The 12,477-nt window shown below is 67.9% G+C and carries 11 protein-coding genes and 1 pseudogene; 2 read left to right on the top strand and 10 right to left on the bottom strand.

Features of this window, described 5'->3' with window-relative positions; translation table 11 throughout:
- Window positions 1-113: 113 nt before the first annotated feature.
- The 7 genes and pseudogenes from AB0H00_RS26635 to mftA all read right to left on the bottom strand — a co-directional run bounded on the left by AB0H00_RS26635 (window position 114) and on the right by mftA (window position 7,375).
- A complete protein-coding gene (locus AB0H00_RS26635; RefSeq protein WP_357271520.1) occupies window positions 114-332 on the bottom strand; it encodes an MbtH family protein in 219 nt (72 codons plus the stop codon).
- A 458-nt stretch (window positions 333-790) separates the two neighbouring features.
- The gene (locus tag AB0H00_RS26630) at window positions 791-1,456 is read right to left on the bottom strand and encodes a hypothetical protein (protein WP_357271517.1); all 666 of its coding nucleotides are present in this window, start codon (window positions 1,454-1,456) and stop codon (window positions 791-793) included.
- Between the two features lie 1,027 nt (window positions 1,457-2,483).
- The gene (mftG, locus tag AB0H00_RS26625; protein WP_357271515.1) at window positions 2,484-3,941 is read right to left on the bottom strand and encodes a mycofactocin system GMC family oxidoreductase MftG; all 1,458 of its coding nucleotides are present in this window, start codon (window positions 3,939-3,941) and stop codon (window positions 2,484-2,486) included.
- Window positions 3,942-4,044: 103 nt separating this feature from the next.
- Window positions 4,045-5,445 carry a mycofactocin biosynthesis glycosyltransferase MftF gene (gene mftF, locus AB0H00_RS26620; RefSeq protein WP_357271512.1) on the bottom strand — a complete coding sequence of 467 codons (1,401 nt, stop codon included), beginning with the start codon at window positions 5,443-5,445 and terminating at the stop codon, window positions 4,045-4,047.
- Window positions 5,446-5,675: 230 nt separating this feature from the next.
- The gene (mftC, locus tag AB0H00_RS26615; RefSeq protein WP_357271610.1) at window positions 5,676-6,905 is read right to left on the bottom strand and encodes a mycofactocin radical SAM maturase; all 1,230 of its coding nucleotides are present in this window, start codon (window positions 6,903-6,905) and stop codon (window positions 5,676-5,678) included.
- Window positions 6,906-7,019: 114 nt separating this feature from the next.
- Window positions 7,020-7,259: pseudogene (mftB, locus tag AB0H00_RS26610) on the bottom strand (mycofactocin biosynthesis chaperone MftB); the annotation flags it as partial.
- A gap of 17 nt (window positions 7,260-7,276) precedes the next feature.
- Complete coding sequence (mftA, locus tag AB0H00_RS26605; RefSeq protein ID WP_357271607.1) at window positions 7,277-7,375, bottom strand: mycofactocin precursor MftA; 99 nt, start codon at window positions 7,373-7,375, stop codon at window positions 7,277-7,279.
- A 333-nt stretch (window positions 7,376-7,708) separates the two neighbouring features.
- On the opposite strand from mftA, the gene mftR2 reads away from it, so the two are divergent.
- Window positions 7,709-8,332 (top strand): mycofactocin system transcriptional regulator MftR2, encoded by a 624-nt coding sequence (mftR2, locus tag AB0H00_RS26600; RefSeq protein WP_357271509.1) that lies wholly within the window; start codon window positions 7,709-7,711, stop codon window positions 8,330-8,332.
- A 61-nt stretch (window positions 8,333-8,393) separates the two neighbouring features.
- On the top strand, window positions 8,394-9,449 hold the full coding sequence (locus AB0H00_RS26595) for a ferredoxin--NADP reductase (protein ID WP_357271506.1): 1,056 nt from the start codon (window positions 8,394-8,396) through the stop codon (window positions 9,447-9,449).
- A gap of 124 nt (window positions 9,450-9,573) precedes the next feature.
- Here the strand turns inward: AB0H00_RS26595 and AB0H00_RS26590 are convergent, their stop codons facing one another.
- The 3 genes from AB0H00_RS26590 to AB0H00_RS26580 form a co-directional block, all read right to left on the bottom strand.
- A complete protein-coding gene (locus AB0H00_RS26590; protein ID WP_357271503.1) occupies window positions 9,574-10,308 on the bottom strand; it encodes a DNA alkylation repair protein in 735 nt (244 codons plus the stop codon).
- A gap of 8 nt (window positions 10,309-10,316) precedes the next feature.
- The gene (locus tag AB0H00_RS26585) at window positions 10,317-11,078 is read right to left on the bottom strand and encodes an aspartate/glutamate racemase family protein (protein ID WP_357271500.1); all 762 of its coding nucleotides are present in this window, start codon (window positions 11,076-11,078) and stop codon (window positions 10,317-10,319) included.
- A gap of 161 nt (window positions 11,079-11,239) precedes the next feature.
- The gene (locus tag AB0H00_RS26580) at window positions 11,240-12,436 is read right to left on the bottom strand and encodes an FAD/NAD(P)-binding oxidoreductase (RefSeq protein ID WP_357271497.1); all 1,197 of its coding nucleotides are present in this window, start codon (window positions 12,434-12,436) and stop codon (window positions 11,240-11,242) included.
- Window positions 12,437-12,477: the final 41 nt, after the last annotated feature.

Here is a 12,477-nt window from a genome sequence, read left to right as displayed (position 1 = left end):
TTGGATGGTGATCGAATCCCCTCCGCGCCGACGAGTGATCGCGGGCATTGGGCGGGGCGCGCCGATCACCAGCGGGAGGTGACCGGCGCGCCCGCGTATTCAGGTGGTCTTGGTCAGTTCGCCTCGTTGGCCATGGCCTCGATGAGCGACCTGGGGCGCATGTCCACCCAGTGGGTTTCCACGTATCGCAGACAGGACTTTCGGTTGGCGGCGCCATAGGCGATGGTCCAGCCGTCAGGAACGGCCGCGAAGACCGGCCACAAGGAATGTTCGCCCTCGTCGTTGATCAAGACATAGAACTTGGCGTCGTCGTCGTCGAACGGGTTGGTCATTCTTTCCTTCTTCCTGGTCCAGTTCGAGTTGGGGTCCAAGTGCGGTGGGGTCTGTCCGCACCACGGTGCTGGCGTGGCCGATCCTGTCCAGCGCGGAGTCCGGGGTCATCCGCCGGTGCGAGGCATCCACCGCATGGTTGCGCACGGTTCCCGTCCACGGCATACGCGTAGCTCGATGGCGTCGATATCACCGAGTCCGAGCGCAGTCCGCGCACCCTCACCTGATGATCGGTCCGTCCGCTGAAACGTTTCGCGCCGGAGCGGGTCCACCACATCAGGCCTCGGGTCGGGGAGAGCCGCCCGCCCGCGGGAGCGAGGTGTCGGCGACGAAGTGCTCGGCCGAAGGTCCGGACCGCGCACGGCAGTCCGCGCGCCGCGGCGGGGCCGCGCAGGTACACCTCTTCGGTGACCGCGCCGAGGAAGCGGGCCCTGCCCTCGCGCGTATCGGGTGCCACGCCTCATCGAAGAATTCCGTGGCGCGGGTGAATTCCCGGAATCCCCGCCGATGCCGGACCTTCCCCGAGTCCGGCACCGGCAGAGTACTCGGTGACCGTGAGCTGGAGATCGAACTCGGTCACTCCGGTGTCCAGGGTACTGGTGGCCACCGACAGTACGGGCAGTTCGACGGCGATTGCCTCGGCATTGCCGAAGGCGAGCAGGACCTCGAACAGTGGGGGGCGCGGCAGGTCGAGCGCCTCGACCCGCTGCCCGAACGGCCGCCCGGCGTGCCAGAAGACGGCGATGTCACGCTCGCGCACCTGCACGCGCGACCGGGAGAACGGCCCGCCGGCGTCGGCCCCGGTGTGCAGTGCCGCCGTGCTGCGCCGCCGCACAGTATCAAGTGGAACCAGCGGCGGCCGTGGCCGCGCCCGCAGCTGCGCGACCAGGGACGCGCCGCCGGATCCACCCGCCCGCCCGATGAGTTCGGCGAGTTCGGTCACCGCGGTAGCGGTGCACAGCTCGCGGACTCCGAGCAGGCAGTTCAGTTCGGCACCGAGCCGGGCGGCGACCTGTGCCGCCATCCGCACCGCCGGGGCGGGCAACTGCGCGAATTTCCGAGTGCCTGATTCGAATTCGACGCCGTCGGCGACCGGCTGCTCGCTGATTCCGGGCTGGTCACGCACTACGACCACTGGCGGACCACCGAATCGACCGCACCGAGCACGGACTCGATCTCGCCTGGCTCGGTCCGCCACCCACCCCAGCTTCCTCTGGAAGTCGCTGCGCCCGAGGTATTCGAGGTTCGCAATGCGTGGTCCGGCGCACCGGGTTGCCGGCGAACGGGTCGGCGACGAAGCGTGCCGGAGTCGGTCCCGCGCAAGCGAGGTAACGCCGGGTGAGCTGTACCCCCGACAGATACAGCTCAGCCACGACCGGCAACGACCGAAGCCGCGAATCGAGCACGTGGAGCCGGGTGTCGAACACTGCCGCGCCGATCGCACCAAGAGGGTATCGGTATCGGTCACTTCACGAGAGGTGACGTCGACCGCCGCCTCCGCTGGACCATACAGATAGTGCAGACAGGCGGCGGTCGACACCCGCGGCGCCGCGGTGGTGCGCGCGGTCGCCGACAGGCTCGGTATCGCCTCAGCCCGGTCGGCAAGCCGATCCGAATAGGCACCGTTCAGCTCTGGCAGCGCACGGACGCCAGCCGAGTCGCTACCGTGCACCAGAAACCTCCTAGATGGCGAAACCACAGCTGGCCGAGCGCTTCAGAGCAGCAAGAACAAGCCTGCGCCGGTGCTGGCGCACGACGACTGGCACCATGTGCGATTCGGCGAAGGGTGGTGCACACCGCACGCGCGCGGAATCCGAATATGTGTGAAACATCGATGACCCGTGGTCACCGGCGTGGCGAGCGCCGCGCCCGCCGACGGTCTTCCTAGCGCTTGATAGTTCCTCCAACGTCATTGCCTCTTGGAGCGCGCCGCGCCTCGGGTCGGCTACATCGCAGCAGGGCACTCCGTGCATGGCGAATGCTAGGCGCTTCCTAAACAAAAAGGAATAAGTTCCTCTAAAAAATTTGCACGAGCGCCGACGGTCACTACCAGCGCCCGAAGCCGAGGACGCAACTGTGGGCGACCACATTCGCGTCGACCCGGGGCCGAGTTGCCGCGCCACCGGCAGGCCAGGAGCCGAAACCCCCGCACTTCACGAGGTGAGGTACCCGGCGGCCTTTTCCGCGATCATCATCGTCGTAGCCTGTGGTCCACGACTCAGCGGCACGGGCACTACGGAGAGATCCACAACGAACAATCCGGTCACCCCGTGCACTCGACACGACTCGTCCACCACCGCCGCTTCGTCGTTTTCACGTCCCATTCGACAGGTTCCGGATAGGTGTTGCGACGTTGCCAGATTTGCCCGTAGCCAGGCGCCCGCGAGATCCGCACCCGCCGGAATCGGCTCGACGAGCGGGTGGCCGTTCATCCACCGCAGCAGTTCGGCGGCGGTCGACACCGCAGCACGCAACCGGGCCCGATCGTGTTCCGCGGCGAGATACCGATGGTCTATCAGCGGAGCGACGGTGGGGTCGGCCGAGCGCAGCCGAAGCACGCCGGTCGAGCACGGACGCATCAGCGCGACGCCGAGCCGACGCACACCCGGCGTGAAGGACACAGCGTAGGGCCGGAGTTCGACGTCGTCGAGCTCGAGCACGGATTCCAAGGGGACGGTGGCTTGTTCGTCCGACTCGAGCAGGTAGTCGATCCCGATCTCGGGATGATCACTGAACCAGGCGCCGACCTGGCTGGGATGCACCACCGGAATACCCAGTGCGCGAAGCCGGCCGGGGTCACCGATGCCGGAGCGCAGCAGCAACGCGGCCGACTCGATCGCTCCGGCGCTGACCACGATGCGGTCCGCCCATTCGGTGTGGGTCCGGCCCGCACGTAGGCAATCCACGCCGATCGCGCGCGTACCGTCGAAACGGATGCGGGTGACATGCGTTTCCCCGCTGACCGTCAAGTTGGGGCGGGCCAACGCGGGAAGCAGATAGCCCAGTGCCGCGCCGATCCGTCTGCCCTGGGCGACGTTGCACGGCACCGCGCCGACGCCTTCGTCACCCTCCGGTGCGTTGAGATCAGGAACTTCGGTGAATCCGGCGGCCAGGCACGCCGTCACGAACGCTGCGCTGAGCGCGGCGGGATTCGCCGTGCGGCGCACCGGAATCGGACCAGAGCGTCCGTGCCACGGCTGATGGCCGAAGTCCAGATCGTGCTCGGTGCGGCGGTACATCGGCAACACGTCGTCGAACGACCAGGACGCCGACGCACCCACCGCGCGGGTCCACGCGTCGAAATCCGCCGCGGTGGCACGGAGAAAGTAGCCGCCGTTGATCGATCCCGAGCCGCCGATCACCCGGCCGCGCACGATGTTTCCGACCACCGGCGGGTCGGCGGCGAGCGTGACCTCGTAGCGCCACAGCCACGGCGAATGCGGGCCGATCGGCATGGCGGTCGCGTCGATCAGCTCGTCGGGGACGGCACCGGGGGTGGTCCACAGCCGACCCGCCTCGAGCAGTCGCACCGCGTGGCCTGGGTCCGCACTCAGCCGCGCCGCGAGCACACACCCGGCGGTCCCGCCCCCGACGATGAGCGTGTCGGCCATCCGGACCCGTCCCGTTCAGTATCTCGGCGCCGGCCACGTCGCCGTGCGACGACGATGCGGTTCGGCGGGCAGCGTGCGGGTCATCTCGAGTCGTCCGACTCGATCAACGTGGTGGCGTCGTGGGCTTCAGCGCTTCTACGCTGCGCGCACGGAAGGCGCCGAGCCACAGTCCGGCGCCGTAGGCGATGTCGTCGAGCCGCTTGTAGGCGATGTACCGCACGGGGTCGAGGCCACCGGCGTCGCGATGGGTGAACCAGTCGGCGAGGCCGTCCGCAACGGCCATGGTCAGCGCGATACGGCGAATCCGCCGCGACATGAGCATGGCGAGCAGCGTGACCGGCCAGTAGTGGCGGCACATTGCCGAGGCAAGCCGCCAGAGACCGGCGAAGAAGCCGCGGGACAAATAGATCGCTGCGATCCGGGTCGGGTTGTCCAACTCGGTGAAGACACGGCGTAGTCGAGCCAGTGCGGTGATCAGGGTGATGATCCCGCCGATCAGTCCCCACTTCGTCAGCGTGGCGAACAGGAGAGCGGCGAGCACCGTCCAGGACGGCACCGACAGCGGCGAGACCATTCCCGCGTGCCGCTCGCCCAGCGGTGCGGCGCCGGTTCCATAGAACATCTTTCGACCGAACCAGGCGCGAAAGGAGACCCGGTGATCATGCGCCACGTGCGCGGCGGGTTCGTAGCGCAGTCGGCAGCCCGCCCGCTCCAACCGCCAGCACAGGTCGACGTCCTCGGCGACGTGCATCGACTCGTCGAAGCCGCCCTGGGCCAGCAGCGCCCTGCGGCGCACCAGCAGCGCCGCGCTGGGGACGTAGGACACCAGCCCGCGCGACTGCACGGCAGCCTCCCGCCTGCCGCGGTCGAGTGAGGAACGGGTGTGCTCATAGCGCGCAAGCGCGTTGGACTCCGGGTCCAGCGCGACGATCCGCGGGGCGACCAGCGTCACCTCGGGGTCGCTGAAGTGGCCGAGCATCACCTCGAGCCAGCCGCTGCGCGGCACCACGTCGGAGTCCAGGAACGCGACGAAGTCGGTTGTCGCCGCCCGCAACCCGGCGTTGCGCGCGGCGGCAGGGCCATGCTTGCGGTCGTGCCGCAGCACCGTCACCCGGCAACGGGCGCCGCGGTTGGATGGAATACGGACCGGCTGGTCTGAACCGTCGTCGACCACGATGACGTTGTGCCCGCGTAGCGCGGCCAGCAGCCTGACCAGCCCCTCGCTGTTGTTGTGTAGCGGCACGATAATGGTGACATCGTCCGGCGAGGGCAGTAGCCGGGGACGGGGATTGGCCACCCCGGAGTCGAGCAGCCGTCTGGCAACAATGGCGGACTTCGGGCCGTTCACCTCGAGGTACCCGTCGCCGATCATCTCGGCGGCCTCCGGGGCAAGCCGCAGCAACCGAGCAGGCGAACCGCCGATCAGGACCCGCCCACCGGAGTATGCGCGTACCCGAGGATCGATCCGCACCCCGAATCCATCGGGCAGGCGATCATGGCGCATTCCTGGCATGCTAGGCGGAGTTTCGCGCGAGAGCATCAACAGTCCGGAAAAAAGAAAGGATTTCCGGCCGAATCGATCTCACCGCAGGACGCAGCACTCGCCATAACCAGCGCAGGGACCCCGCTCGTGATCTTGTGCGAGCATCCGGCAACGAACGGGCAATCGCCCGGTCGCAACCGGACGAACGCCGTTGCCGCACAAGTAGCAAACCTCTGGCTACCCACACGGCATCACGCCAGCGGACTCTCGTCACAGGCTCGGGCAGGTCGGCGCTCAGGCGAAAATCCGGCCGGGCGCGTCGCGCTCAGCGTCAGCGGGATCGGGCCGGTCCCGCGCGCACCGGCACGCGGCCCTGTCCCGCGGGAGTGGTCGACCGACGAGCGCGGGATCATCCGGCCGGTGTCGGCCAGCGCCGCCTCGCCGTAGCCCTGCACACATTCGGGATCCGGCCCGTCAGCGGGGAGCCCGGTGAAGAACTTCGCCGCCATGCAGCCACCACGGCACCCGTCGTAGTGGCTGCACGACGCGCATGCGCCGGCGCCGCTGGGCTCGCGCAACTCGGCGAAAACCTTCGACGACCGCCACACAGCACCGAAACCGCCGTCCGCCACCACGTTGCCGGCGTGGAACCGATCGTGAATGGCGAATGGGCAGGCATAGACGTCACCGACCGGGTCGACCAGGCAGACCACCCGTCCAGCGCCGCACATGTTGAGGCCCGGCAGCGCCTGCCCGAACGCGGACAGGTGGAAGAACGAGTCGCCGGTGAGCACACCCGCACCGTTGCGCAAGAGCCAGTCGTAGAGCATGCGCTGCTGTTCGGGGGTGGGATGCAGTTCGTCCCACACGTCGGCGCCACGTCCTGACGGCCGCAGCCTGGTCAAACGCAGCGTGGCGCCGAATCTTTCGGCGATGGCGCGGAACTCGTCGAGCTGGCCGATGTTGTGCCTGGTCGCCACGACCGACAGCTTCGCGTCCCGGAAGCCCGCCACCGCAAGGTTTTCCAGCGCGCGGATGGCCATGTCGTAGGAGCCTGGCCCGCGCACGGCATCGTTGACCGCGGCGTCTGCACCGTCGAGCGAGACCTGCACGTCGACATAATCACTGGCCGCGAGGCGGGCCGCGACCTCGGGCGTGATCCGCACGCCGTTGGTGGAGAACTTCACTCCCACGTGGTGCGCGGTCGCGTAGTCGACCAGCTCCCAGAAGTCCGGGCGCACCGTGGGTTCGCCGCCGCCGATGTTCACGTAGAACACCTGCATCCGCTCGAACTCGTCGATCAGCGCCTTGCACTGCTCCGTGCTCAGCTCGCGCGGGTCCCTGCGTCCTGAGGAAGACAAACAGTGCACACAGGACAGATTGCAGGCGTAGGTGAGTTCCCAGGTGAGGCAGATCGGCGCGGCCAGACCGGATTCGAAGCGGTCCACCAGGCGTACGGCACCGTCCGACGGCCGGACCACTCCTGCCTCCGAGGCTGCCGAAGCAGCGCTGTGCCCTCGGTTCGCTCGCTGGCGCTCACTCACGGCGGCAGGCGCCGCCGGTGCACAGGCGGGCACACCGATGATCATCTCCGAATCGACCAGCTGGGTCAGTGCTTTCACGTACGACGGGACACCGTCGTCCGGCACGCCCGCCGCACGGACGGCGGCGCGGGCCGAGGCGTGCTCCGGCAGCGACCGCACGATCTCGACGATCCGCGGATTCTTCAGGAACGAGAGCTTGCGCGTGCCGAAGTGGTAGAGCAGCGCGCCGAACGGTTCCGGGCGCAGCGCCACTCGCGGATGCAGCTGCCAGCGGGTATCGAGATCGAGCATCGTCGTGTACCGCCCGTCTAGTAGACGCCGCACATACCGTCGATGGATACCTCTTCGATGAGGCTCTCCTCCACCAGGGGCGTCTCGTCGGACGACCGCGCGGCCGCTGTCTCCACCCGTCCGATGTTGTCGGTGTGTCCGATGGATCCGTATTCCGGCATGTCTACCTCCGAGAGGACGATCCGTGTGCCCGGCTACCCGATGCAGCCGCGACCCCACGATAACGTCATCAGCTGACAAAATGGAACAGGTATCAGTCAGTGGGATGACGACCGGCTGTATCACGCCGGCCATCGGGGGCGACCGGATGATTCCCTCTGCGGCCCGAGTCGAACGCGCGCTGACGGGCCAGCGGCGCGGCACTCTAGACTTCGGATGGAAATCGGGTGAACAGCACGTGGCGGGCGACGCGCGCCCACAGCGGTAGAGGTGGCATGGGAGTCGGACGAATGCAGGCGAACGGAGGCGGCAACACACTGTCGGAGTCCGAGATCGTCGAGGCGGCACTGCGGGTGGTCCGCGCGGACGGCGTGGAGAAGCTCTCCATGCGGCGGCTCTCGCGCGAACTCGGCGTCTCCCCCATGGCGCCGTACTACTACGTCGCCGACAAGCGGGAGCTGCTCGACCTCGTCGCGACCGCGGCGCTGACCGGGGTTCGCACACCACCGCCGCAGTCCGGACCGTGGCAGCACCGGCTGCGTGACCTCGTCGACCAGATCGACGAGAAACTCCGCAAGCACCCCGGGCTCGGCGACATCTTGATCGAACAGATGCTCGGCAAACAGCTGGACCTGATCGCGGCGGTGATGGACATCCTGGCCGACGCGGGCTTCGACGACCGCAACGTGCTCGCCGGCTACGCGACCATTCACACTTATCTGTTCGGCCGCAGCCGGGTGAATCCCCGCGATCGGTCCGCACCCGTCGACGTGACGCTGCCCTCCGTTGTCGAGCGAGCCACCCGGCACATCGCGGACCTGCGCGGACGGTATTCGTACGACTTCGGCATGGAGGTGTTGATCGCCGGTCTCGAGGCCCAGCTTGTGAGGCAGGCGACGACCGACGTACGATGAAACTGAAACACGTTCTAGTTTTTGCGCCCCGCGGCGCCCGTGTCAGGTTCGAGAGGACGACATGACCACTGTCGAGGTTCCACACGGCTCGCGCTCGGTCGTGCTGCGAGTATCCACCGTCATCACCGAGACGGCCGACACCTGCTCGCTGGTCTTCGACGTCCCAGACGAACTGGCCGAAAAGTTCCGCTACCAGCCCGGCCAGTTCCTCACACTGCGGATTCCCAGCAACCGAACCGGCTCGGTTGCCCGGTGCTACTCCCTGGCCAGCTCGCCTTACACCGACGATCGGCCGAAGGTCACCATCAAGCGGACCGAGGGCGGCTACGGGTCGAACTGGGTGTGCGACAACGTGAAAGCGGGCGACCAGCTCGAAGTGCTGCCACCGTCGGGCGTCTTCACCCCCAAGGACCTGGACGAAGACCTGCTGCTGTTCGGCGCGGGCAGCGGTATCACACCTGTGATGTCCATCCTGAAGTCGGCGCTCGCGCGCGGCACCGGCCGCATCATGCTGGTGTACGCCAACCGTGACCACGAGTCGGTGATCTTCGCGGGCGAGCTGCGCGATCTCATGGAGAAGCATCCGCAGCGACTCACGGTGGTCCACTGGCTGGAATACCTGCAGGGGTTGCCGACGGCCGACGCGCTGGCCACCCTGGTCGCGCCCTACCGGGGCTATGACGCGTTCATGTGCGGGCCGAAGCCGTTCATGGACCGGGTGCACGACGCGCTCGCGCAGCTGGGCGTGCCTCGTGCGCGTACGCACGCCGAGGTCTTCAATTCCCTCGCCGGAGACCCGTTCGCCGACCAGGCACCGGCCGAGGTGTCCGACGAAGAGGCAGCCGACGCAGCGACCGTCGAGGTCGAACTCGACGGCGAGGTGCATGAGCTGACCTGGCCGCGCAAGCAGACTCTGGTGGACATCATGCTGGCCAAGGGATTGGACGTGCCCTACTCCTGCCAGGAAGGGGAATGCGGCTCCTGTGCGTGCACGGTGCTGGAGGGCAAGGTCGACATGGACAACGCCGAGATCCTCGATCCGGAGGATATCGAGAACGGCTACATCCTCGGATGCCAGGCGCATCCGGTGACCGATCACCTGAAGATTCAGTTCTGATCGGGCACCGATCGGTGCCGGAAACACATTCTCATCGCCGCCGGTTGCAGCCGAACGGCCTGCGCGGCAAGGAGTTCACAGGTTCGACGTGTCGGCGATGCGGATTCCTCGATCGCCAGAACGGCTAGTGTGCGCGATAGCGGGCGCGAACGGCGGGCTCGAGATGTTCGGTCGCGTAGCTCAATGCGGTGCGACCCATAACCGCGGCGTGCTGGTCGAGGAAGCTGATCAGCAGCGATCGATCGATACGTTTACCGACTTCGCGCAGCATCCAGCCCAGCGCTTTCTGGATCAGATCGCGCCGGTCGTCGAGCAGCCCTGCACAGAGCGCGAACGCGGTCGAGGCGTCGCCCGCCTTGATGAACGCGAAGCTGGACAGCAGGGCCACCCGCCGCTCCCACACCGAATCCGCCTGCGCCAGTTGGAAAAGCAGCTCGCGCGGTTTATCGAGCAGCCACGGGCCGAGAATATTCTCGGCCGACACGTCGACCAGATCCCAATTGTTCACCCTGCCACGACGCACCGCCGCCAGGTACAGCTCGACCACGGTCGCGCGAGCCGCGTCGTCGAAGGTGCGCGGCTTGGACACCGCGGCGAACCTGGCGTTGAGGATGACCAGGCCGGCGAACCGGTCCTCGTGCACAGTGCTGTCGAGCAATCGATCGATCTCGTCGAGCGGAAGCGCCGCAAAACGTTTCGCAACGCCCCTGGTCGCGGGCACTCGGACTCCGATGAATACGTCGCCCTCACCGTACTCACCGGGACCGGTCTTGAAAAAACGCCGCAGATGAATCGCATCGGCCGGGTTCGCGATCGCCCGCAGCGCTTCCTGGACCTCCACGGCGGACTGTCGCACCACGCCAGTGTTCACTCCTGCGCGCCCAAGATACGGCCCGACTCGAACGCGGCCGCACTGGCAGGCAGTTCACCGGGCCTACCACTGTCGAGCACCTGGACCTCGCCGTTGCCGGTACTCGGGCGACCGAGGGAATCCATGCGCCGGATGGTCTGTGCCGCAACGGCTTGTGCGCTGTCGAAGAGGCGGACGCCATCGGGCAGCGCGGCCATGATCGAATCGATCACCAACGGGTAGTGCGTACAGCCGAGCACCACGCCCTGCACGTCCCGCGGAGTCCGCTCGGCGGCGCTGGTGATCGCGGCGCGGGCAGCCACCAGGTCACCGCGATCGATCGCGTCCGCCAGACCGTGGCAGGCGACGCCGACCACGTTCGCGTCGCCGCCGAATTTCGCGATCAAATCGGCCTGATACCGGCTTGCCGTGGTCGCCGCGGTGGCCCACACCGCTACCGAGCGGCACACGGCCGCCGCGGGCTTGATCGCGGGAACGGTGCCGATCACCGGCACACCGGGACCGACCTCCGCTCGAACATGCTCCAGCGCCGTGACGCTGGCGGTGTTGCACGGCAGAACTATCACGTCCGCACCCGACCGAACCGAAGTCCGCGCGGCGTCCACCACCCGTTCGACCACCCAGTTCTCCGGCTTCGGCCCCCACGGCGCACCCTCCGAGTCCAACTGCAGCAGCAGATCCACATCCGGCCGCAACTTGCGCAACCAAGCGGAGGTAGGCAGCAACCCGAGACCCGAGTCGATGAGCGCGACGATCACTCGACCACCGTATACAGCGGCGCGCCGAGCCACGCCCGCGCCTCCGGCAATCCTCATCGTCCTCGAGCGCGGGTTGGCTCCTTGTGCCGCCCGCTGCGCCGGTCAGGAGGTATGCGAACTGTCGGCGTCGGCTTCAGTCCCGGCGCGGCTCGGGTGCGTTCTCAGCTGGGTGTGAGCAGGTCAGTCACCGGCGCAGCAGCGGCGATCTTCGCGCGGGCCTTCATGACCTGGGCGGTCATGCCCGCGCCGACCACTCCGGTCAGGTTGCCACCCCGGGAGTAGTAGGCGAGGAACTTGCGTCCGTCGGCGGAGACGATCTGGACGTCGTCGGTGGCGTTCGGGGTGCCGAGGGCCTGGATCTTGACGTCGTACTGGTCGCTCCAGAAGTACGGAACCCGGGCGGCGGTCGACGGCTCGGCCCCGAGCAGCGCACAGGCCAGCAGCTTGGCCTGTTCGCCCGCGTTGGTCCAGTGCTCCACCCGCTTGCGCAGTCCCGTCCCGTGCGGCCAGGCCGCCACATCGCCGACCGCCCAGACGCCTTCGGCGGAGGTGCGCCCGACCTCGTCGGCGAGAACCCCGCCGCCCGTCGACGGTTCGGCCAGCGCGATGCCGGAATCGGTCAGCCATTCGGTCGCCGGCCGGGAACCGACCGCGATCACGACCAGGTCGGCCACGATTTCCGTGCCGTCGGAAAGCTTCGCGCCGCGCACCCGGCCCGCATCATCGGCGAGGAGTGAGTCGAGGCCGGTGCCGCAGCGCAGGTCGACGCCTTCGTCGCGGTGCATCGCGGCGACAAGGGCACCCACCTCCGCACCGAGCACGGAGGCCAGCGGCGTCGGCTGCGGCTCGACCAGCACGACGGCGACACCATGGGCACGGAAACTCGCCGCGAGCTCGCAGCCGATAAACCCCGCACCTACCACGAGCGCCGTCGCGGCATCCGCCAATTCGGCGCGCAGCGCGGCGGCGTGGGCATGGCCGCGCAGTACGTGGACGCCCGTCAAGTCGGGCAGGCCCGGCAAACGGCGCGGGCGTAGGCCGGTGGCGATGATCAGCTGGTCGTAGGCCAGCGTGCTGTCGTCGGCCAAGCAGATCCGCCTCGCTTCGGTGTCGACGCCGACGGCCTCGGTGTTCAGCCGCAGGTCGATCTTTTTCTCGGCGAAGAACGCACGCGGCCGCAGCGTGGTGTCATCGGTTTCGCCGCGCACGAACTGCTTGGACAGCGGCGGACGGTCGTACGGCAGGCGTGACTCCTCGCCGACGAGGACCAGCTCACCGTCGTAGCCGGCGCGGCGCAGTTCCTCCGCGGTGCGCAGGCCCGCGAGGCCGGCCCCGACGATCACGATCGGCGCAGTCATGCGGCCATCCCTTCGCTGAAACCGGACAACCGGTTCTGGTC

This window comes from Nocardia sp. NPDC023852 (genome assembly GCF_040639505.1).
In the GTDB taxonomy this organism is placed as follows: Bacteria; Actinomycetota; Actinomycetes; order Mycobacteriales; family Mycobacteriaceae; genus Nocardia.
Note: the sequence above shows the minus strand (reverse complement) of the source record. Positions and strands in the feature narration are given on the sequence as shown.